Genomic DNA, 21,131 nt, shown 5'->3' with positions numbered 1-21,131 from the left:
GCGCTTTGACCCCCTTTTGCGGCCGATGCTAAGATCGCTCAAGTCAACGCCAGTGCAGCAGGGGCGGGGTATGTCCGGGCACTCCAAGTGGTCGCAGATCAAGCGGTCGAAGGGCGCGGCCGACGCCAGGCGCGGCGCCGTCTTCACCAAGCTCGGCCGCGAAATCGCGGTGGCGGCGCGGCAGGGCGGCGGCGACCCGGCAGCCAACTTCCGCCTGCGCCTGGCCGTGCAGCGCGCCCGCGACGCCAATATGCCCGCCGACACGATCGACCGTGCAATTAAACGTGCGGTGGGTGGGGGTGAGGCCGAGAGCCTGGCGGAGGTCATGTATGAAGGCTACGGCCCCGGCGGCATCGCCATCCTCGTCGAGGCGATGACCGACAACCGCAACCGCACGGCCGCCAGCATCCGCTCGATCTTTGACCGCGGCGGCGGAAACCTTGGCGAATCCGGCTCGGTCGCCTGGCAGTTCAAGTCGCGCGGCGTGATCAGCATCTCGGCGCCGGGCAAGGAAGAAGAGGTCGAGCTGGCGGCGATCGACGCCGGGGCGATCGACGTGCAGTCCGACGATGGCGAGGTGCAGATCTACACCGAGCGCGAAGAGCTGGAAGCGGTGCGCCGCGCCCTGAGCGAGGCCGGCTTCGAGATCGCCTCGGCCGAGCTGTCGATGGTGCCCGATCTCACGGTCGACCTGGACGAGGCGCGCAGCGCCACGGCGCTCAAGCTGCTGGACAAGCTCGAGAACGACGACGACGTGCAGAAGGTCTACACCAACGCGGAGTTTGCGGTAGCGGCGATGGCCGCGTTTAACGCCTGAGCGGCGGCACGGTGTCTGCATCGCCCTCGGCAGCACGATCGCATTCCGACGCCGACGCCGAAGTCGTCGTGCTCGGGGTCGACCCCGGCCTGCGCGTCACCGGCTACGGCGTGCTGAGGTGCTCACCCGCGCAGACCAGCCTGCTCGACTACAACCACATCAGGACAGATGCGCGGGCGCCGATCGAGGCGCGGCTGCGCGCGATTCACTGGGGCCTGCGCGAAACGCTCTTGCGCTGGCAGGCGAGCGAGCTGGCGCTGGAGTCGCCCTTCGTCGCCCTGAACGTGAAGTCCGCCTTCGCGATCGGCGAGGCGCGGGCGGCCGCGATGCTGGCGGCGGCCGAAGAGGGCGCCCGCGTCTTCCAGTACACGCCGGCGGAGGTGAAGCAGAGCGTGGCGGGCTACGGCCGCGGCGACAAGCGGCAGATCGCGGAGGTCGTGCGGCTGCAGCTTGGATTGGCGCAGGTGCCCTCGCCGGCCGACGCCGCGGACGCCCTGGCGATCGCGCTCTGCCATTACGCCCACCGGCGGGCACGGCTGCTGCAGGACGAAACGGGGCTCTAACTCGCGTCAGAGGAATCGATCATGACCTTCATCGCCCGGCTGCGCGGCACGATCGAGGAGAAGGGCCGCGACCGCGTGGTCGTCGATGTGAACGGTGTCGGCTACGAGGTCAGCGTGCCCGGCAGCACGCTCGCCCGTCTCGGCGCCGGCGGTGAGGCGGTGACGCTGCGCACCTTCACCTACGTGCGCGAGGACACGATCCAGCTTTTCGGTTTTCTCACCGCCGAGGAGCTGGAGACGTTCGAGCGGCTGCTTGGCGTCACCGGCATCGGACCGCGTGGCGCTCTCGCCTTTCTCACCGAGTTTTCGCCCGGCGAGCTGGCAGCCGCCGTGGATCGCCAGGACGTAACCGCCGTGGCGCGGGTGAAAGGTGTGGGTCGCAAGACCGCGGAGCGGCTGGTGCTGGAGCTGCGGGGCAAGCTGAGCGCCACGCCGGTCGACGGCTACGTGCCGGCCGGCGCCTTCGCCGGCGACGAGGCCGCCGACGTGCTGGCTTCTCTGGGCTGGACGAGCGCCGAGATCGCCGCCGCGCTGGCAAGCGTGCCGGCCGCCGGCGCCATGCCCGTGGAAGAGCGCATCCGCTTCGCCCTGCAGAAGGGCGGCCGCGGCTGAACCGCGGGCAGGCGCCGATATGGTATAATCGATCATGTGTTCTAGCGGCGGCCCGTTTGCCGCGCGAGGGTGGGATGCCTGCCTTTAAACTCCAATCCGACTTTCAAGCCACCGGCGACCAGCCTGAAGCCGTCGAGCGACTGATCGAGGGCCTGCGCCGCGGCGACCGCCAGCAGACGCTGCTCGGCGTCACCGGCTCCGGCAAGACCTTCACCATGGCGAACGTAATTCAGCAGGTGCAGCGGCCAACGCTGGTGCTGGCGCACAACAAGACGCTGGCCGCGCAGCTTTGCAGCGAGTTCAAGGAGTTCTTCCCCGAAAACGCGGTCGAGTACTTCGTCTCCTACTACGACTACTACCAGCCAGAAGCGTACGTGCCGCGCACGGATACCTATATCGCCAAAGACGCCGACATCAACGACGAGATCGATAAAATGCGCCATGCCGCCACGCGTGCCCTCTTCGAACGGCGCGATGTCCTGATCGTCGCCTCGGTTTCCTGCATCTATGGCCTCGGCGAGCCGGAAGAGTACCAGAGCTTCGTGCTCTCGCTGCAGAAAGGCGGTCAAACGCACCGTAATGAGGCGATCCGCGCGCTGGTCAACATGCAGTACGAGCGCAACGACATCAACATGGTGCGCGGCAAATTCCGTTTGCGCGGCGACACACTGACCGTACATCCTTCATACGACGAGCTGGCGGTGCGTATCGACTTTTGGGGCGACACGGTCGAACGGATCACCGAGCTTGATCCGCTCACGGGCGAAGTGCTTGCCGAACGCGAGCGAGTGGACATCTATCCGGCGAAGCATTTTGTTACGTCGAAGGAGAAGATGGACGCGGCGATCGAGGACATCGAGATCGAGCTGCGCGACCGGCTGGGCGAGCTGCGGGCAGAGGGCAAGATTCTCGAAGCCGCGCGCCTGGAGGAACGCACGCGCTACGACCTGGAAACGCTGCGCGAAGCGGGCTACTGCTCCGGCGTCGAGAACTACAGCCGTCACCTGGCGCGGCGCGAGGCGGGCAGCACTCCCTGGACGCTGCTGGACTATGTGCCGGCCGACTGGCTGCTGTTCATTGACGAATCGCACCGCAGCGTGCCGCAGGTGCGCGGCATGTTCCAGGGCGACTACGCGCGCAAGCGAACCCTGGTTGACTTCGGCTTCCGTCTGCCGTCCGCACTGGACAACCGGCCGCTCAGCTTCGAAGAGTTCGATGCGCACATTAACCAGGTAATCTTCGTATCAGCCACGCCGGGGCCGTACGAGCAAGAAGTCTCCACGCAGACCGTTGAGCAGGTTATTCGGCCTACTGGCCTGCTCGACCCGACGATCGAGGTCAAGCCGACGAAAGGGCAGATCGACGATCTGCTGGACGAAATCAAGACCCGGATCGATCGCCGTGAGCGTGTGCTCGTCACCACGATGACAAAGAAGATGGCCGAAGATCTGGCAGACTACTTGCAGGAGATGGGGATCAAGACCAACTACCTGCACTCGGAAGTCAATACGCTCGATCGCACCGAGATCCTACGCGATCTGCGGCTCGGCGTCTACGATGTGCTGGTCGGCATCAACCTGCTGCGCGAGGGACTCGATCTGCCGGAAGTGAGTCTCGTCGCCATTCTCGACGCAGACAAGGAAGGCTATCTCCGTTCAGCGAGTTCGTTGATCCAGACGATCGGCCGCGCGGCCCGCCACGAGAACGGCCACGTGATCATGTACGCCGATACGATGACCGGTTCCATGCGCCAGGCGATCGACGAAACGAACCGCCGGCGCACGATTCAATCGGAGTACAACGACGCGCACGGCATCTCACCCGCCGGCATCCGCAAGGCGGTGCGCGACATCACCGACCACGTGCGGGCGCAGGCGCAGACACGCTCGAAGGTGGCGGAAACCGGCCCCGGCTACCGCGCGGGCAGCGGCATGGAGAAGGACGAGGTCGCCCGACTGGTGATCGAGCTGGAGTCACAGATGCGACAGGCGGCGCGGGCGCTCGAGTTCGAAAAGGCAGCCCTGATCCGCGACCAGGTGGTGGAACTGCGGCGCGAGCTCGTCGGCGACGAAGAAGGCCTGAGCCGCCTGGCCGAGATGCTCACGCCGACGCGCCGCCGTCGCGACGAAGACCGTCTGGTGACACCGGAAAGCACGCACTACTCCAGCCGGGCGCCGCGCGGCGGCGGTCGCGGCATGGCGCGCAGCGGCCGGCACGGGCCGTAGCGTTGCGGGCGGAGGCGCCCGATATTGCCGCCGAAACTCGGGTCACAACCGCCGATCTCGAATGCCGTCGCTACGGTACGAGCAAGCTCTCGCCGTCGTCACTGCCCGCGGACGCAGGACGCGGCTCGCGGCCACGACGGGTGATGCGCGAAAAGGCGCCGCCGGCCCGGCGGGCGAGCTCGCCACCGAGTTGCGCCACGTCTCGGCCCACCGTTTCGCGGATGAAGTTCGTGTACTGGCCCATGCGGCGGTAGCGGTCATAACGGGCGCGCACCAGTTTGCGCGGCGCGCTGCCCTTCAACTCGCCGATCGCACGCAGGAGTGCGGCGCTCAGCAGTCGGGCGGCGGCGTCGTGGTCGGTGTGGGCGCCCGCGGCCGGCTCCGGCACCACCGCGTCCACGATGCGCAGCCGCAAGCAATCTCGCGCTGTTGGCCGCATCGCGGGCGCAACGCTGTCGGCCATACCAGTGTCGCGGTACAGGATCGAGGCCGCGGCCTCCGGGGAGACCACTTCGAACGCCGAGTTCTCCAGCATCAGCAGGCGATCGGCCATGCCCAGCGCCAGCGCGGCCTCGCCGCGCGCCTCGCCGATCACGGCGCCGACGATCGGCGTGGCCGCGCTGGCCAAGGCCGCCATGCAGCCGGCGAGCGCCGCGCCCAGCCCCGCAGCGTCCGCGCTCAGCGCCGCCGAGGCGGCGACGCCGTCGATCAGCGAGACTACCGGCAACCTCAGCCGGGCCGCCAGTTCCACCGCACGCCGGGCCTTGCGAAAGCCCTCCGGCCGCACGCTGGTTTCAGCCGCCTCCGCACGCCGGCGTTCGCCGCCGATGTAGACGACCGGCTCGGCGCCGAGCATGCCCACGCCGGCGACCACGGTTCGATCGTCGCCCGTGACACGATCGCCGCGTAGCTCGACGAAGCTGTCGCTGAAGTGGCCGATGTAGTCCGTGGCCGTGGGGCGCTCGCTGTGCCGCGCGAGCTGGATCGTCGTCCAGGCGTTGTGCTCGCCCGGAGAAAAGCGCGCCTCCGGCGGCCCATCGGCGGCGCCGGCTTTCGGCCGCGCCGCAAGCAGCTCCAGCAGCGAGCTGAGGAAGTCGCGCAGGCGCTCGCGATCGACGACGTGGTCGATCATACCGCTGGACAGCAGGTGTTCGGCCGTGCGGGCGCCTTCGGGCGTCTGCCGTCCGGCCGCCGCCTCAACCATACGCGTCGTCGCGTAGCCAATCAGCGCGCCTGGCTCGGCCAGCACCAGGTCGGCGTCGTTGCCAAGCACCGCGTAGGCGCCACCCATACATGGATTGGCCAGCAGCACGATGTGCGGCTCCGCGGCTGCCGCCAGCCGGCCCACCGCTTCCACCAGCTTGGCAAGCTGCATCAGCGCCAGAACGCCCTCCTGCATGCGCACGCCGCCGCTGGCCACGATCGTCACCATCGGCGTGCGGGCGCGGGCTGCCTGCTCGAAGCAGCGAGCCAGCTTTTCGCCTACCGCGCAGCCGATGCTGCCGCCGAGAAAGCGGAAGTCCAGGGCGGCGATGGCGATCCGGCGGCCAGCGATCGAACACGAGCCGGTGACCGCGGCGTCGGCCAGGCCCGTGCGATTCTGCTCTTCCTGCACGCGGCGGCGGTAGCGTGTCTGGGCGCGGAAGTTCAGCGGGTCGACAGAGATCAACGAGCGGTTGGACTCGCGGAAGCTGCCCGGATCGGCCAGCAGCTCGATGCGCCGGTGGGCGCCGAGGCTGTAGTGAAAGCGGCAGGACGGACAGACCCGCATCTCAAGATAGAGCGGGGCGTCGGCCAGATCGGCGCCGCAGTTGATACAGGCGCCCGAATCCGGCAGCTCGGCGCGTTCCGTGTCTTGCAGGCGGCGGGAGGCGAGAAACTCGGCCAGGTTCTTCATCGCGTTCGTTCACCGATGCTGTGAATGACGTTCACTTACCGCTTCGGTGCGACCAATTTCAGAGGTCGCCGAAGATGCTCTCCTCATCCGATCCTATCACGTCGCGCGAGCCGCCGCCGTCCGCCGCGCCGACGACGCCCTCGTCCTCGAGCGCGTCCATCAACCGCGCTGCCCGTGGGTAGCCGATGCGCAGCCGTCGCTGCAGCATCGAGGTGGAGATACGCGTGTGCTCCACCGCCAGCGCTCGCGCCTTCTCCAGCAGTTCGTCCTCTTCGGGCGCCTCGGCGGCCACCTGCTCGGCCTTCGCCTCTTCGACGAGGTGGTCGAAGGTCCGTGGGCGGATGTGCTCCCAGCGCTCGGCGCCCCAGAAGTCGACCAACCGCTCGATCTCCTGGTCGGAGACGTAGACGCCCTGCAGCCGTTTCGCGGTCATCGCGTCCGGCGCGAGGTAGAGCATGTCGCCGCGGCCGAGCAGCTTCTCCGCGCCAACGCCGTCCAGGATCGTGCGGGAATCCACCTGAGACGACACGGCGAAGGCGATGCGCGTGGGGAAGTTGGCCTTGATCAGGCCGGTAATCACGTCCACGGAGGGGCGCTGGGTGGCCACCACCAGGTGGATGCCCGTGGCGCGGGCGAGCTGCGCCAGCCGGCAGATCTGCCGCTCGACCTCGTACGGCACCGCCATCATCAGGTCGGCCAGCTCATCGATGATCACCACCCATTGCGGCAGCTTGCCGGCCACCTTGGGATGGCGGTTGTATGCTTCGAGGTTGCGCACTTTGAGCGCCTCGAACTTGCGGTAGCGGTCCTCCATCTCCTTGATCACGCCTTGCAGCGTGCCGGGCACGTCTTCCATGTCCGTGATGATCTTGGAGAGAGCCAGATGCGGGATGATCTCGAATGCGACCATCTCCACGCGCTTCGGATCGATCAGTACGAAACGCACCTCTTCGGGCGTCGCATGCATGAGAATGCAGGCGATAATCGCGTTGATGCAGACGCTCTTGCCGCTGCCCGTCGAGCCGGCGATCAGCAGGTGCGGCATGCGCGCCAGGTCGGCGACGATCGGCTCGCCGGAAACGCCGAGGCCGAGCGCGATGGCGATCTTTGATTTGCCGCCGACTTTCGCGAACTGAGGTGACTCGATCACGTCGCGCAGCGCCACCATTTCCGCGGCGGTGTTCGGCACTTCGATGCCCACGACGGACTTGCCCGGCACCGGCGCTTCCATGCGGATCGAGGGCGCGGCCAGCGCCAGCGCCAGGTCGCTCTGCAGTCGCATGATCTGCTTGACGCTGACCCGCGTGCGCGAGACCTCTGCGCTGCGCAGCTTCGGCCGGCCGTCGCGGTCGTACATCACCTTGCCGGCCGCATCGCGCTCGGCCTCGTGGCGCAGCTTCACATCCCAGCCGGGCTCGATGCCGAACTGCGTCACCGTGGGGCCCTGGTTGACCTGCACGACCCTGGCGTCCACGCCGAAGCTCGCCAGCGTCTGCACGATGATGCGCGAGCGCGTCTCGTTATCCACCGTCCCGCCCTGCGGCGCAGGGGCGGCGCTCAGCAGCGCGGTGGCGGGGAGCTGCCAGCCGACGGGCGATGCCGGCGCGGCCCGTGGTTCAGGCGTGGCTTCGGAAGTCGTAGAGGTCGCCCTCGACGCCGCAGAGGGGGCCGCCGCCGGATCGCGCTCCGCCTGTACGGCCCGGCGGAAAGCGTCGGCCGCGCCCTGGCCGATCGTCTCGGGCGGCGGCTCCGCCTCGAACGCCGGCGCCGCCGACGCGATCGCGGCCAGCGCCGCGGCCGCCGCGGCCGGTTCGTGTGCGCCCGCCTGCGCGGAGCGCCGGCGGCCCAATGCCCGTTGAGGCAGTCCAAGCGACCACAGTGATCGCAAGGCCGCACCGATCGCTCGGGCTAGTGCCAGCGCCCCGGCCGGCCAGACCAGCGCGAAGCCGCCGCCGAGCAGGATCAGCCAAATCAATGTCGTCAGCGGACCGGCCGTAAAGCCGGCGCCGGCGCGACCGCCCGCCGAAACCTCGCCAAGACTCACGCCCGCGAGCGAGACGTCCGGATGCACAAGGCCGAGCACACCCCAGCCGAACAGGGCCAGCGCCTCGCAGCCCAGGGCGACGCGCCAGAAGCGCCAGGACCGATGGAGCTGCGGCCAGATCGCCAGCATGGCCGCGAAGGCGAGCGCATCCAGCGCAATCAGGTAGCTGCCGGCGCCCGTACTCCGCAGCACCGCGCGACGGAAGGCGCCGAAGACATCCACAACGCCGGTCCACGGCAGGGCCGCCGCAAGAATTACCACCAGTGCGACGATCAGGCCGCCGGGTGTGAGGAAGAAGCGGGCAATGGGCGCCAGCGGCCGAGTCAGCGCCTCGGTGGCCCGGCTCAGCAGATGCGGCTTACCTCGTGGTCGCGGTGCGCGTGCGGAGTTGCCGCGAGGGCGGGCGGTGCCCTTCGCTTTCGCCATGATGCTGCTTTCCGTCGTCCGGTCGCGGGCGCCGGACGCGCGTGCGAGTCAGACTTCCCGGCTCTACGCCGGGTGCGCCGCCGAAATTGCAGGCCCGCCCTGCCTACACCTCGACCGCTACCGGCAGCACCATCGGCCGCCGTCGCGTTTCATCATAGAGGAACTTGGCCACCGTGTCTTTGACGCGGGCGTTGATCGCCGGCCATTCGGCGCGGTGATCGGCGCCGTCTAATGACTGCCGCGCCAGCTCGCGCGCCTTGTCCATCAGCCAGGCCGCTTCGTCCGCATCGACGAAGCCACGTGAGAGCACGTCCGGCAGATCGATCACCTTGCCGCTTTGCTTATCCACGGCAATGACGACAACGACCATACCGTCGTTGGCCAGGTGCCGGCGGTCACGCAGCACCACGTGGTCCACGTCGCCAACACCGAGGCCATCCACGTAGACGGCCGTGGCGGGCACACGGCCGGCCACCTGCGCCCCGTCCATGTCGATCTCCAGCACGTCGCCGTCTTCCAGCACAAAGGTCTCTTCGGGCCGCATACCCATCGCCTGGCCGAGGCGGGCATGCAGCGTCAGGTGCCGATACTCGCCGTGGACAGGCAGCAGGTATTTCGGCCGCACCAGGCTGAGGATCAGCTTCAACTCCTCCTGCGCGGCGTGGCCGCGCACATGGATGTTGTCCACGCGGTTGTAGAGCACGTGAGCGCCGAGCTTGAAGAGGTTGTCGACCACCTGGTAAACGTACTGCTCGTTGCCGGGAATCGGGGAGGCGGAGAGCACGACCGTATCGCCGGGGATAATGTCCACCCAGCGGTGCTCCTGCTGCGACATGCGGGCCAGCGCCGACGTCGGCTCGCCCTGGCTGCCGGTGGTTACGATCGCCACACGCTCGGCCGGCAGCCGGCCCAGCTCCTCGATCCGCCCCAGCACGCCGTTCGGCGCCTCGAGATAGCCCTGCTCCAGCGCCATGTTGACGTTGTCGACCATGCTGCGGCCGACGATGAAGACGCGGCGATTGTGCTTGATCGCCGCGTCGATTACCTGCTGGATGCGCGAGATCAGGCTGGCGAAGGTGGCCACGATCACCCGCCCCGCCGCCTGGTTCATGATGTTGTCCAGCGCCTCGCCCACCACCTGCTCGGAGGGCGTGTAGCCCGGCACCTCCGCGTAGGTCGAATCGGCGCAGAGCAGGGTCACACCCTCGCTGCCCAGCTCGGAGAGACGGGGCAGGTCCGTGTGCTGGCCCATGACCGGCGTGTGGTCCAGCTTAAAGTCGCCGGTGTGAATGACGCGGCCAAAGGGCGTGTGCAGCACGATGCCGCAGGCGTCGGGAATGCTGTGCGCCACGCGGAAGAACTCGGCCGTGAAGCCGCCCAGCTCGATCATCGTGCCCGGCTCGATCACGCGCAGATCGCTCTCGCGCAGCAGGCGGTGCTCCTTGAGCTTCACGGAGACGAGGCCGAAGGTGAGCCGCGTACAGTAGACCGGCACGTTCAGGTCGCGAAGCACGTAGGGCAGGGCGCCGATGTGATCTTCGTGGCCGTGGGTGAGCAGAATCGCCCGCACCTTGTCGGCGCGCTCGAGCAGGTAGCTGATATCGGGAATCACGAGATCGACGCCGAGCATCTCCTGTTCAGGAAACTGCAGGCCGCAGTCGATCACTACGATGTCGTCCGCCAGTTCGAACGCCATCATGTTTTTGCCGATTTCGCCGAGCCCGCCGAGGGGAATGACGCGGAGTGTCTGCCTGGCCATCTGTCTGTCTTCTCGTTACGCGCGCCGGGGCGCGCTCAAAGGTGCTAAAAGAGCCGGCCCTGCTCGGGCGACTTCGCAGGCGCGGCAGGCTCGGTCGCGTCTGCCTGATCGCGTTCCACCGCCGCCAGAATCTCGGGCAGTCGACGGAAGTCGTCCACGATCAGCGAGCGGAAGCGCTCCTGGTGGAGCGCCGCCGCCGGATGGAACATCGGCACGATCGTTCGCTTGCCGACCTTGCGCGGCTGGCCATGGATGCGGCTGATCGATTCACCCGCGAAGAACTTTGCCATCGAGTAACGGCCGAGCGTCACGATCACTGGTGGATCGATCACCGCGATCTGCTGCTGGAGCCAGCCGTCGCAGGCGTCGATCTCTTCTTTGAGCGGGTCGCGATTCTGCGGCGGCCGGCACTTGACGACGTTGGTGATGAAGACATCGGCCCGTTTCAGCCCCGCCGTGGCCAGCAACTCGTCCAAAAACTTGCCGGCCGGACCCACGAAGGGATGGCCGCTGCGGTCCTCGTTATAGCCCGGTCCTTCGCCGATGAACATCAGGCGCGCTGAATCCGGCCCGTCGCCGGGCACGGCCTGTGTGCGGGTTTGGGCCAGGTCGCAGTTGGGGCAGCGGCAAATGAGCTGTGCAAGCTCCGCTAGCGACTTCTCCATCTTGGCCACATGCTAGCACGCGCCCTATGGGCGGGCAACGCGAACGCCGGAGCCGCCGAACGGCGTGCGGGCGCGGCGTGCTATTCGCCGCCGGCCGGCTTCCGCTTCGGCTGCATCAGCCAGGCGAGGCCGCAGCCGATGAAATACAGGCCGATAATCGGCGCCGCCACGACGATCTGCTGCAACGGATTGATGTTGGGGATCACCGCGGCCGCCGCGACGAAGCCGGCCACGATCGCATACCGCCACCAGGAGAGATAGCGCCTGGCGCTGATCAGGCCGAACTTCGCCGGCGCCATCATCACGATCGGCGTTTCAAAGAAGACGCCGGTCCAGAAGACGAGGTGCGTGATGAAGTTCAGATATTCGTTGACGGTGATGTGCGGATCGGCGATGCCATTGCCGAAGTTGAGCACGAAATCCAGCACCTTCGGCACCACAAAGAAGTAGGAGAAGGTGATTCCGAGCAAGAACAGGCCGATCGTGCCCGCCAGGATGGGAAACAGCCAGCGGCGTTCCTTTTTCGTCAGACCCGGCACAATGAACGCCAGCACCTCGTACATCAATACCGGCATGGCGATGATCAGGCCGATCAGGATGGCGACTTTGAAGTAGGCCCCGACATACTCGAGTGGCTGCAGGTACTGCAAGCGGAAGCCGGGATGCGCCGCTTCCGCCGGGCGTTCGAGGAACTTCAGCGTGCGGTTGGCGATAATCAGACCGAAAATCGTGCCCGCGGCTACGGCCAGAGCGCTGCGAAACAGCCGCCCGCGCAGCTCGTTGAGGTGCTCCATGATGGTGAGCTCTCGCCCACCACCATCGCCGCGCTGGTCCTCAAGCTCTCGTTGTGTCGCCATCGTTCAGTGTTTGGCGCCTTCCAGCGCACCCAGTGTAACCGCGCCGCTCAGACCGGCGGGCGGTATTCGGGCGGGCGAGGGCCGTCACCGGCCCCGGCCGCGGCCAGGCCCGCGGGCTCGGCCGGGGTGACATGCGGAGCGGCTGCCGCCGGCCGCTGCGGCGCGTAGTCGAAGGTCGCGGGCGCGGCCGGCGACTCCGGTTCTGTGGCGAGGTCTCCCGGCGCGACCGGCGACTCGGCGCCGCCCTGCCGCGCCTCGCGCGCGGCCTCGAACGAGACGATCGAGCTGGAAACGGCGGCGTTCACGTCGCTGTGCACCGTGCGCAACGACGAGTCCAGGTCGGAGAGTCCGCCGCGCAGGCTCTCCTGTGTGGCGCTGAAGTCGCGCTGAATGTCGCTGAACTGGTCGCGGAGATCGCCGATCTCGCCTTCGAACTGTCCCTGCACGTCGGCGGCGTAACTGCGCAGCGTGCGCACGCCCTTGGCGATCGTACGCGCCACCTCGGGTAGGCGCTCGGGGCCGAGCACGAAGAAGGCAACGATGAGCACGACGATGATCTGCGTGCCACCGATGCCGATGCCGAGCGGATCCATGACAGTGGCTCCTCTCGGACATTCTAGCAGCGGTGATGGCGCAGGCGCTGCATCACTCGCTCCACACCGAGAGCTACGCGTGACGGCGCCAACGGGATCACTCGCGGGGTTGGGCGATGCGCCGCGCTACGGTGGCACACGGAGCACCGAACTGCCCGCTCTCCGACGCGGCCCGCGGCGCTACTCGTCTTCGACGCCGTGGTCCTTAATGTAGTCCACCGCATCCTGCACGGTGACGATCTTCTCCGCGTCCTCGTCCGAGATTTCGAGGGTGTTGTCGCCCGAGGAGAACTCTTCCTCCATCGACATGATCAGCTCGACCAGGTCGAGGGAGTCGGCGTTCAGGTCATCGACGAACGACGCGGTGGGAACGACATCCCCCTCTTCAACGCCGAGCTGATCGACGATGATCTTGCGAACCCGCTCGAAGACAGTGGCCACCGGCTCACCCCACTTGCATCTGTCTGGCGATCTGCTCGTGTCCGCCCCGGCCGGCCGCGGCCGCCGGTGAGCGACAGGGCGCCACAAATCGACATTGACAGGCAGTGTAGCAGATGCGCCCGCAGAGACGCGCCGGGGCGGTGAACGCCCTCCTGCCCGCAACGCCACCGCAAGGCTACAGGGTCGCAGGGCAACGGGGAAGCGGTGCGAACCTGCGGACCTGAACCGGCGCACGGCGCCACGGGCAGCTCCTACTCCGCGCGCGTGGCGTTGACAGCGCCCAACACGCCGTTGACGAAGCGAGGCGAAGCCTCCGCCCCGTACGTCTTGGCCAGCTCCACCGCTTCATTCACGGTCACGCTGACCGGGGTATCGACCTCAAACAGCAGCTCGTAGATCGCCACCCGCAGCAGGTTGCGGTCGATCACCGCCAACTGGCCCACCGGCCACTGCGGCGCCGCGTTGGCGATGAGCGCGTCGAGCTCCGTGCGCTTGGTCTTGATGCCGGCGATCAGCCGTGCCGCGAACTCGGACGGCTCGCCGGTGATGCCTCCGTCTTCGCAGAGCCGTAGCACCACGACGGCGGGATCGTGCCCGGACGTGTCCGCCTCATACAGCGCTTGCAGCGCGAGCGTACGGCCCAGGCGACGCCGTCCGGCCCGCCCATGCAGTGGCCGGCGAGTCGGCGTCGCGTCGTCCGCGGGCGGCTCCGGAGTCGAATCGTCGGCGTCTCCGATCACGACATCACCATCCCGCCGTCTACGCTCAGCACCTGGCCCGTGATGTAGGCGGCGCCCTCCGTGGCGAGGAAGACGACGGCGGGCGCGATCTCCTGCGGCTGGGCGAAGCGCGCCAGCGGCACCTCGCGCAGCACCGCCTCGCGCTGGGCTTCCGTCAGCGTTGCGGTCATGTCCGTCTCGACGAAGCCGGGGGCGATCGCGTTAACGGTGATACCGCGCGAGGCGACTTCGCGGGCCGTCGCGCGGGTGAGACCCAGCAGGCCCGCCTTCGCCGCGGCATAGTTCGCCTGGCCCGCGTTGCCCATCAGTCCGACCACGCTGGAGACATTGACGATGCGGCCCCAGCGCCGGCGGATCATGCCGCGCAGCGCGGACTTCGTGCATAAGAAGGCGCCGCGCAGGTTCACGTCCAGCACCCGGTCCCAGTCGTCGACGCTCATGCGCAGCAACAGCCCATCCTGGGCGATGCCGGCATTGTTGACCAGGATGTCGATCGGGCCGAGGCCGGCCTGCGCGGCGTCAAACAGGGCCTCTACCGCGCTCGGGTCCGCGACGTCGCCGGCAACCGCCAGCGCCCTGCCGCCTGCAGCTTCGACCGCCGCGGCCACGGCTGCCGCTGCCTCCCTGCTGCCGCGGTAGTTCACCACGACGCCGCAGCCGGCCGCACCGAGCGCCCGCGCGATGGCGCTGCCGATACCGCGGCTGGCGCCCGTCACCAGCGCTACCCGGCCGCGCAGCGCGTCGGCCGCGAAGACGGGGCTCGCAGGCTCGGGCCGATCGGTCATGCGGAGTCGCCGGCCTCGGCGATGGCGCCGGCATCGCCGACGCTGCGAACTTGCGCCGTGCGGGCGATGCGCTTGATCAGGCCGCTGAGCACGCGGCCGGGGCCAATCTCGACGAAGGTGGAGACGCCGGAGCGCAGCATGAACTCGACCGAGCGTTGCCACTGCACCGCCGACGCCACCTGGCGGGCCAGCTCGTCCTTTATTGCCCGGGCGGAGGTGAGCGGCTGCGCGTCGCAGTTGCCGACCACGGGAATGCGCGGATCCTGCAGATCCGACTCCAGCAGCACGCGGCGCATCCCCTCCACCGCCGGCTGCATCAGCGACGAGTGAAAGGCGGCGCTGACCGAGAGCGCGGTGACCTTCGCCGCGCCGCGGGCACGGGCCAGGTCCATGGCGCGGGTGACGGCATCGCGTGGGCCGCCGATCACGATCTGGCCGGCGCCGTTGACGTTGCAGATCTCCGCGCCCGTCTCCTGGCAGACCTCCTCGACAGCCGACTCATCGGCCCCCATGATCGCGGCCAGCGTGCCGGGGTTGCGCTCGCCCGCCTCCTGCATCAGCCGGCCGCGCTCGCGAACAAGGCGCACGCCGTCCGAGAACGGCAGGACGCCCGCCGCGATCAGCGCCGAATACTCGCCCAGGCTGTGGCCGGCGACGAAGGCCGGCGCGCCGTCGACCACGTCGAGCCGCCCGTACGCCGCGGCGAAGCAGGCGATGCTGGTCGTCACGATCGCGGGCTGGGTGTTGATCGTCTGCCGCAGCTGCTCCTCCGGGCCTTCGAAGCACAGCGTGCTCAGGCGGAAGCCGAGGGCGTCGTCGGCAGCGTCGAAGATCTGGCGCGCGGCGGGATAACGCTCGTACAGATCGCGGCCCATCCCCACCGTCTGCGAGCCCTGGCCGGGAAAGACCCAGGCGAGTTCGGGATGCGGCTCGGCATCAGCCGCAACGGATGCGGACGCGGTGAGCATCGCCATCACACAACCTCCGAAGTGCCGCGACGGCCTGCGGGCCGTCCGCCGGCGTCAGCGAGAGTCGGGTCGGCCGGCGAGGTCACTCATTCAGGCTCGGCTTGGCGATCTCAACCGCCTCGCGGCCCTTGTAGTAGCCGCAGGTGCCGCAGGCGTGGTGAGCGAGGCGCGGCGTGCCGCACTGCGGACAGACCGTCGTCTGCGTGGGATTGAGGTGCAGGTGGCTGCGCCGTTTGCCCTGGCGCGCCTTGGGGTATTTGCGTTTTGGCAGTGGCGGCACGGTCTACTCTTCCTCCGCTCGGTTGCCGGCGACTTCGCTGCGCCGCCCTCGCAGCGCGGCGAGCGCGGCCCAACGCTGGTCGCCGGGCGTACTCTCACATTCGCAGCGTCCCCGGGCCCGCTCGGCGCCGCACTGCGGGCAGAGTCCGGGGCAATCTTCGCGGCAAAGCATGGCCATCGGTTGCTCCAGTTGCCACGCCTGCCGGACGGCGTCGGTCAGATCGAGGATGTGATGCTCGTCGATCGAGAAGCTGCCGGGCTCCTCGGCGGGCGGCAGCGCGGCGCCGCTCACGAGATCGATGGTGGGCAAAAACTCCTCTTCAACGTCCAGCGCGACCGGGTACTCGACCGAGCGCAGGCAGCGGCAGCATTCGGACGTGCCGAGCGACGCCAGCCGCCCCCGCGCGAGAATCCCACGGTCGGTGCGCAGAAGCTCAATCGTTCCGCGCACGGCGGCGCGTGCCCGCTGACCCGCATCCGGTCTGAACGAATCCTCTACCGGATAGACTCTGCGCGAGCCGATTGGCTCGCGCAAGAGTTGAGAGACGTTGACTTGCACGCTCGTATTCGATCACTTCAGGACGGCGCCGGCCAGCACGGTGTACCGCCCACTTTCCTAACTATAGGTAGGGCCTCTCGGCAGTGTCAAACGCGCGAACGCCGCGATCGCGGCGGCGGACGCGACCCGTCGAGGCGTTCGCGCCGTCGTGGCGGCGGCAGGATCTGGAGCCCGTCCGCGGTGCTCGATGCCGGCCTGGTCTGTCGGTGCCGGCGGCCAACCGGTGTCGATGCCTTGCACCGTGCTGGACTGTATCGGTACGGTTAAGCCATTCCAAAGCGGCGAAAAACCTGGGCAAACGCCTTGCCGCCGCGCCGCCGCAACCCTATAATCCCGCTCGGACGGCCCGTGCGCCGGCCGTCGCGCTCTCGGCCTCGCCTCAATCCGCGGATCCTCCCGAGGAATTTGATGACCCGCGTGTCCAATCTGTATGCGTTGCAGGAGATCGACTCGCAGATCGATTCCTGCGAGCGAGCACTGAGCGATGTTCGTGCCCGCCAGGGTGAGGACGAAGGCCAGGCGCAGCGGCGCGAGCGGATTGCGGAGCTCGAGCCGCTGCTGCTGAGCGCGGCGCATGAGCAGCGCGAGGCAGAAACCGAGGTCGAAGACCTGCGGGCGAAGATCGCACCGGTCGAGGAAAAGCTGTACAGCGGTCGCATCACCAGCGCCAAAGAGTTGCAGGATCTGCAGGGCGAGGTCGATCAGTTCCGCCGCCAGTTGCAGGGCCGGGAGGAGCGCTTGCTGCTGGCGATGGGTCGCAGCGATGAGTTGCAGGGCGAGCTGGATACGCTGCGCCGGGAGGTCGTCGACGGCGAGACCGCCTGGTTGGCGGAGCAGGGCGAGCTGGCTGAGCAGGCGGACCGGCTGACCCAGGAGATCGCCGCGCTGCACGAGCGCAGCGAGCAGGCCCGCCGGCCGATCGACGGCGAGGCGCTGCGGCGCTACGACCAGTTGCGGCGCTCGCGCCAGGGCCGAGCGGTGGCGCGGGTGCAGGGCGGCACCTGCCTCGGCTGCCGCATCGCGCTGCCCAGTACCCTGTTCCAGCGGGCGCGTAGCGGCATGGCGCTGGTCTCGTGCAGCAACTGCGAGCGCATCCTATACGTGGGTTAGAGCCGAAGCAGAGGGCGGGCCGGGTTGAGCCGGCCCGGCCCTTCTGTTGAGAGAGAGCCGCGGTGGTTCAGGCACAGAAGGCGCTGGGCTACTTCCTCGAAGCCGCGCTGCCACGGGCGAAGGCGAGCGGTGAAGAGGCGCCGCCGGATTCAGTCGCGGAACAGAATCGCGCCTTTCTCGAATTTTGCAGGCGCGAAGGGTACCAGGTCGCCTCGACCTTCATCGACAACGCCGCCGATGGCGCCGAGCGGCCGCAGTTCCAGCAACTGCTGGAATATCTCAAGCACAACCGCACGTCGAGCTGCGTGGTAGTGGTGGACACGGTCGATCGGCTCGGCGCGGACGCCATGCAGGCTGCACGCTTCTTCTTCCAGATCGAAGGATTAGGCTCGCACGTCGTCGCCCTCGACGGGGAAGTCGACCCCGGCGCCAGGCTGATCGAGCACCTCGGCCGGCGTGAGCCGGCCGTACCCGTGGGCGACCGGGTGAAAGAGGCGATGCGCAAGAAGGCGATGCGCGGCGAGGTGCTGGGACGGCCGCCCTTCGGCTACCGCGTCGGACTGAAGCACCGGCTGGAACCCGTGCCCGACGAAGCGGCGATCGTGCGCTACATCTTTCGTCTGTATACACGCGAAGGGCTCGGGATTCGCCTGATCGCCGGTCGGCTGAACGAGGAGGGATACCGCACCCGGCGCGGCGGTAACTGGAGCATGATCACGATTCGGGACATCCTGCTCAACCGCGCCTATCTCGGCACCTACACGCGCTTCGGCGTGCGTGTGCCCGGTAGTCACCCGGCGCTGATCTCGCCCGACGACTTCCGCCGTGTGCAGGATCGCATGGCAAGCCGCCGCACCAGCGGCGGACAGCGCAACGTGCGGCAGTTCCTCCTCTCCGGCCTGGCGTTCTGCGGCTACTGCGGCAACAAGATGATCGGCGTCAGCCGCCACCAGACCTGGACTCGGCGCGAGGGCGGCGGCGAAGGCGCGGCGGAATACCGCTACTACCAGTGCCTCTCCCGCACCAACCAGAACACCTGCGACTACCACACGCGCCGGGCCGACGCGCTTGAAGCTGAGGTGGCGGCGCAGGCCGCGGCGGCGCTGGCAGCGCGCCTGCGCGAGCCGCCGCCGGCGGTAGCGGCGCCCACGGTCGAGGAGGAGGTCGAGCGTCTGCGCCTGCACCTGCACCAGCTCGACCGCCAGTTGGAGGGCTACATGCAGGCCGCCGCCGGCCACCAGCTTTCGCGCGAACGGCTGCGCGAGCTGAGCGTCGAGGTAATGCAAGAGCAGATGGCGGCCGACGAGGCGATCGGGCAGCTCGAAAGCACACGCCGCGTCGCCCGGACCCTGGACGACCAGCGCCGCGCCCGCAGAGAGCTGCTGACGACCCTGCAAGACGGCGCCGGCCTGCCGTTTGAGCAGCGCCGCGACGCGCTGCGGACCGCCGTGCAGCGCGTCACCGTGCTGGATGATGCGATCGTGGTCGAGCTGCGCGAGCCGGCAGCCGGCTCCTGCTAGGGCACGGTGGTCGCTGTTTACAACCACTGGTATACTCAATCCGATCGTGCTAGGCGGGGCGCTGGTGGTGCCCTGTACCCGAAACCCTCCTCAACGCGGGGCGGAATCCCCTGCCTGAGGTCTGCGGTCTCGGAGGACTGTTCGTACCGCCTGTGTTGACCGGCCGCGTCCGGCGCGGCGGGAGACTGCGAATCCGGTCAGGGTCGGAAGGCAGCAGCCGTAAGCAGGCCCTCCCGGGTGCCGCCGGAGTGCGTGGCCCGAGCAGGTTGGTACGCGCAAGCTCTAGAGGCGAGATCGACGGCGGGTGCACGATCGAGCAGTGCACGAAGGGGCGGGCGGCAGGCGCCGTCCGCCTCGTTGCTTTTCGTGCCGCGATCGCGGTGAACGCCGTGCCTCGACACACCCACCCGCCGGCGCGGCGGGCGTCAGGCTCAGCCCCCGCGCGCCGGCCTGCTGCCCGTCCTCGCCGGCCCCGCATCGGCCAGCACTTCCTCATCGATCCGATGATCGCCCACGACATCGTTGCTGCCGCCGAGCTGGCAACAGACGAGGACGTGCTGGAGGTCGGGCCGGGCCGCGGCGTGCTTACCGATCTGTTGTTGGAGCGCAGCGCCCACGTGACCGCCGTCGAGCTGGACGATCGCCTCGCGGAGCAGTTGCGCGGCCGCCACGCCGGTGAATCCCGCCTCACGGTTCTCGGTGGCAGCGTCCTCGACCACGGGGCCGACGAATTGCTGTCCGCGGGCGGGCGGCGTCCGCCCTACGTCGTCGTCGCCAACCTCCCGTACTACATCACGGCGCCGGTGATGCGCCACTTTCTGGAACGCGGGCCGCGGCCCCGGCGGCTGGTGGTAATGGTGCAGCGTGAAGTTGCCGAAACGATCTGCGGCAAGCATGGACTGAGCCTGCTTGCCGTCTCGGTTCAGGTGTTTGCCGCACCGCGGCTGCTCTTTCGCGTGCCGCCGCAGGCGTTTCGGCCGCCGCCGCGCGTCGATTCGGCCGTCGTCCGGCTCGATTGCTTCGCGGAGCCGGTCGTGCCGGAAGGAGAGCTGAGCGGCTTCTTCAAGGTTGTGCATGCCGGTTACCGCCAGCCGCGTAAGCAACTGCACAACAGCCTGGCGGGCGGCCTCTGGCTTCCGGCGGGCGCGGCGCCGGAACTGTTGCGCGCCGCCGGCATCGACCCCGCCCGCCGGCCCGGCACGCTCAGCATCGCCGAGTGGCTGGCACTGTACCGACGCTACGCCGCCATGCAACCTGCATTCGCCACTCGCGCCGGGCAGGACGCGCCTGTTCACGCCGACCAGTCCGCAGACGGGGACGATCGGTGACCGCTGCCGCGCTCGCGCTGCGCGCCTTCGCCAAGATCAACTGGACGCTGGAGGTGCTCGGCCGGCGGCCGGACGGGTATCACGAGCTGCGCACCGTCCTGCAAACGATCGCCCTGCACGACGATCTCTCGTGGTCTGGAGACGGCGGCGCCGATCTCACGATTGATTGCCCCGCCGGCTGGGACCTCGGTCCGCCCGCGGCCAACCTTGCGGCGCGGGCGCTGCGTGCGTATCCAGTGCCGCTTGCCGGAAGGCTTCGTCTACGGAAGCGCATTCCGCCCGCGGCCGGGCTGGGCGGCGGCAGCAGCGATGCGGCCGCCGTGTTGCGCGCCGCCGACGCGTTGTCCGGCCGGCCGCTCGGCGTTCGGCGCCTGGAAACGATCGCGGCCTCGCTCGGCTCCGACGTGCCGTTCTTCGTCGGCGGCGGCACACAACTCGCCTCCGGGCGCGGCGAAGTTCTGCGGCCGCTGCCGGACGCGGAACCGCGCTGGCTGGTGCTGCTGACGCCGCCGCTGGCCGCGGGCGGCAAGACGGCGCGGCTCTTCGGCATGCTCCACGCTGCGGACTTTACCGACGGCGCCGCGACGGGCCGGCTGGTCGCGGCGCTCAGGCGCGGCGAGAGCCCGCGAGTGGAGTGGCTGAGCAATAGCTTCGACTGCCTGGCCGCGGCTGCGTTTCCCGGTCTCGACAGCTTCCGCCGGCCCCTGCGCGAGGTGTGCGGCAACGCGATGCTGTGCGGCGCCGGCCCGTCGCTGTTCGCGCTGCTGCCCGATCGGCGGAGCGCCGGCGCGGCGGCGGCGCGCCTGCGCCGTGCGGGCCTGCCAGCGCGGACCGTGCGCACGGTCTCGGCGGCGGAGTCGACGCGGCAGCGTCCGCCGCCGGACGCCGCCGGGCGTGAACGTTCGTAACGCGATTGCTATACTGGAGGTGCGTGCACGCGCCG

Annotated in this window: 19 protein-coding genes, 1 other RNA gene and 1 pseudogene; 9 read left to right on the top strand and 12 right to left on the bottom strand. The window is 68.7% G+C overall.

Annotation, left to right across the window (positions count from 1 at the left end; translation table 11 throughout):
- The first annotated feature begins 70 nt into the window (after positions 1-70).
- The 4 genes and pseudogenes from VKV26_23925 to uvrB all read left to right on the top strand — a co-directional run bounded on the left by VKV26_23925 (position 71) and on the right by uvrB (position 4,043).
- The gene (locus VKV26_23925; protein HLZ72963.1) at positions 71-817 is read left to right on the top strand and encodes a YebC/PmpR family DNA-binding transcriptional regulator; all 747 of its coding nucleotides are present in this window, start codon (positions 71-73) and stop codon (positions 815-817) included.
- An 11-nt stretch (positions 818-828) separates the two neighbouring features.
- Positions 829-1,380, top strand: coding sequence for a crossover junction endodeoxyribonuclease RuvC (gene ruvC / locus VKV26_23920; GenBank protein HLZ72962.1), 552 nt, complete (start codon positions 829-831; stop codon positions 1,378-1,380).
- A 21-nt stretch (positions 1,381-1,401) separates the two neighbouring features.
- Positions 1,402-1,992 (top strand): Holliday junction branch migration protein RuvA, encoded by a 591-nt coding sequence (gene ruvA, locus VKV26_23915; protein ID HLZ72961.1) that lies wholly within the window; start codon positions 1,402-1,404, stop codon positions 1,990-1,992.
- A gap of 74 nt (positions 1,993-2,066) precedes the next feature.
- Positions 2,067-4,043 (top strand): annotated as a pseudogene (gene uvrB / locus VKV26_23910) (excinuclease ABC subunit UvrB).
- Between the two features lie 244 nt (positions 4,044-4,287).
- Here uvrB and VKV26_23905 read toward each other — a convergent pair.
- From VKV26_23905 to VKV26_23850, 12 genes are all read right to left on the bottom strand, one after another.
- Positions 4,288-6,114: a carboxyl transferase domain-containing protein gene (locus VKV26_23905; GenBank protein ID HLZ72960.1), complete on the bottom strand. Its 1,827-nt coding sequence runs from the start codon at positions 6,112-6,114 to the stop codon at positions 4,288-4,290.
- A gap of 58 nt (positions 6,115-6,172) precedes the next feature.
- Positions 6,173-8,584 (bottom strand): DNA translocase FtsK, encoded by a 2,412-nt coding sequence (locus tag VKV26_23900; protein HLZ72959.1) that lies wholly within the window; start codon positions 8,582-8,584, stop codon positions 6,173-6,175.
- A 103-nt stretch (positions 8,585-8,687) separates the two neighbouring features.
- Complete coding sequence (locus tag VKV26_23895) at positions 8,688-10,343, bottom strand: ribonuclease J (protein HLZ72958.1); 1,656 nt, start codon at positions 10,341-10,343, stop codon at positions 8,688-8,690.
- A gap of 44 nt (positions 10,344-10,387) precedes the next feature.
- Entirely contained in the window at positions 10,388-11,008 is a 621-nt protein-coding gene (locus VKV26_23890; GenBank protein ID HLZ72957.1) for a uracil-DNA glycosylase, read from the bottom strand.
- A gap of 80 nt (positions 11,009-11,088) precedes the next feature.
- Positions 11,089-11,865 carry a twin-arginine translocase subunit TatC gene (tatC, locus tag VKV26_23885; protein HLZ72956.1) on the bottom strand — a complete coding sequence of 259 codons (777 nt, stop codon included), beginning with the start codon at positions 11,863-11,865 and terminating at the stop codon, positions 11,089-11,091.
- A gap of 47 nt (positions 11,866-11,912) precedes the next feature.
- Positions 11,913-12,458, bottom strand: coding sequence for a Sec-independent protein translocase protein TatB (tatB, locus tag VKV26_23880; protein HLZ72955.1), 546 nt, complete (start codon positions 12,456-12,458; stop codon positions 11,913-11,915).
- Between the two features lie 180 nt (positions 12,459-12,638).
- Positions 12,639-12,899, bottom strand: coding sequence for an acyl carrier protein (gene acpP / locus VKV26_23875; protein HLZ72954.1), 261 nt, complete (start codon positions 12,897-12,899; stop codon positions 12,639-12,641).
- A gap of 251 nt (positions 12,900-13,150) precedes the next feature.
- A complete protein-coding gene (nusB, locus tag VKV26_23870) occupies positions 13,151-13,639 on the bottom strand; it encodes a transcription antitermination factor NusB (GenBank protein ID HLZ72953.1) in 489 nt (162 codons plus the stop codon).
- A complete protein-coding gene (gene fabG / locus VKV26_23865) occupies positions 13,636-14,424 on the bottom strand; it encodes a 3-oxoacyl-[acyl-carrier-protein] reductase (GenBank protein ID HLZ72952.1) in 789 nt (262 codons plus the stop codon). Before fabG ends, nusB begins: the two co-directional genes overlap by 4 nt.
- On the bottom strand, positions 14,421-15,398 hold the full coding sequence (fabD, locus tag VKV26_23860; protein ID HLZ72951.1) for an ACP S-malonyltransferase: 978 nt from the start codon (positions 15,396-15,398) through the stop codon (positions 14,421-14,423). Before fabD ends, fabG begins: the two co-directional genes overlap by 4 nt.
- A 76-nt stretch (positions 15,399-15,474) precedes the next feature.
- Positions 15,475-15,672: a 50S ribosomal protein L32 gene (gene rpmF, locus VKV26_23855; GenBank protein ID HLZ72950.1), complete on the bottom strand. Its 198-nt coding sequence runs from the start codon at positions 15,670-15,672 to the stop codon at positions 15,475-15,477.
- Positions 15,673-15,675: 3 nt separating this feature from the next.
- Positions 15,676-16,122, bottom strand: a complete 447-nt coding sequence (locus VKV26_23850) for a DUF177 domain-containing protein (protein HLZ72949.1) — start codon at positions 16,120-16,122, stop codon at positions 15,676-15,678.
- A gap of 516 nt (positions 16,123-16,638) precedes the next feature.
- Here VKV26_23850 and VKV26_23845 point away from each other — a divergent pair.
- From VKV26_23845 to ispE, 5 genes are all read left to right on the top strand, one after another.
- Entirely contained in the window at positions 16,639-17,340 is a 702-nt protein-coding gene (locus VKV26_23845; GenBank protein HLZ72948.1) for a C4-type zinc ribbon domain-containing protein, read from the top strand.
- Positions 17,341-17,402: 62 nt separating this feature from the next.
- On the top strand, positions 17,403-18,860 hold the full coding sequence (locus VKV26_23840; GenBank protein ID HLZ72947.1) for a recombinase family protein: 1,458 nt from the start codon (positions 17,403-17,405) through the stop codon (positions 18,858-18,860).
- A gap of 44 nt (positions 18,861-18,904) precedes the next feature.
- Positions 18,905-19,172, top strand: an RNA gene (gene ffs, locus VKV26_23835) — signal recognition particle sRNA large type.
- Between the two features lie 68 nt (positions 19,173-19,240).
- Complete coding sequence (rsmA, locus tag VKV26_23830) at positions 19,241-20,188, top strand: 16S rRNA (adenine(1518)-N(6)/adenine(1519)-N(6))-dimethyltransferase RsmA (GenBank protein HLZ72946.1); 948 nt, start codon at positions 19,241-19,243, stop codon at positions 20,186-20,188.
- Positions 20,185-21,096, top strand: a complete 912-nt coding sequence (gene ispE, locus VKV26_23825; GenBank protein ID HLZ72945.1) for a 4-(cytidine 5'-diphospho)-2-C-methyl-D-erythritol kinase — start codon at positions 20,185-20,187, stop codon at positions 21,094-21,096. Before rsmA ends, ispE begins: the two co-directional genes overlap by 4 nt.
- The last annotated feature ends 35 nt before the right edge of the window (positions 21,097-21,131 follow it).

This window comes from Dehalococcoidia bacterium, from assembly GCA_035310145.1.
In the GTDB taxonomy this organism is placed as follows: domain Bacteria; phylum Chloroflexota; class Dehalococcoidia; order CAUJGQ01; family CAUJGQ01; genus CALFMN01.
Note: the sequence above shows the minus strand (reverse complement) of the source record. Positions and strands in the feature narration are given on the sequence as shown.

Excerpts from the sequence above, each read along its gene's own strand:
- VKV26_23925 (HLZ72963.1), top strand. The coding sequence starts at position 71 with ATGTCCGGGCACTCCAAGTGGTCGCAGATCAAGCGGTCGAAGGGCGCG.
- ruvA (HLZ72961.1), top strand. The coding sequence starts at position 1,402 with ATGACCTTCATCGCCCGGCTGCGCGGCACGATCGAGGAGAAGGGCCGC.
- VKV26_23905 (HLZ72960.1), bottom strand. The coding sequence starts at position 6,114 with ATGAAGAACCTGGCCGAGTTTCTCGCCTCCCGCCGCCTGCAAGACACG.
- VKV26_23900 (HLZ72959.1), bottom strand. The coding sequence starts at position 8,584 with ATGGCGAAAGCGAAGGGCACCGCCCGCCCTCGCGGCAACTCCGCACGC.
- VKV26_23895 (HLZ72958.1), bottom strand. The coding sequence starts at position 10,343 with ATGGCCAGGCAGACACTCCGCGTCATTCCCCTCGGCGGGCTCGGCGAA.
- VKV26_23890 (HLZ72957.1), bottom strand. The coding sequence starts at position 11,008 with ATGGAGAAGTCGCTAGCGGAGCTTGCACAGCTCATTTGCCGCTGCCCC.
- tatC (HLZ72956.1), bottom strand. The coding sequence starts at position 11,865 with ATGGCGACACAACGAGAGCTTGAGGACCAGCGCGGCGATGGTGGTGGG.
- tatB (HLZ72955.1), bottom strand. The coding sequence starts at position 12,458 with ATGGATCCGCTCGGCATCGGCATCGGTGGCACGCAGATCATCGTCGTG.
- fabG (HLZ72952.1), bottom strand. The coding sequence starts at position 14,424 with ATGACCGATCGGCCCGAGCCTGCGAGCCCCGTCTTCGCGGCCGACGCG.
- fabD (HLZ72951.1), bottom strand. The coding sequence starts at position 15,398 with ATGGCGATGCTCACCGCGTCCGCATCCGTTGCGGCTGATGCCGAGCCG.
- VKV26_23845 (HLZ72948.1), top strand. The coding sequence starts at position 16,639 with ATGACCCGCGTGTCCAATCTGTATGCGTTGCAGGAGATCGACTCGCAG.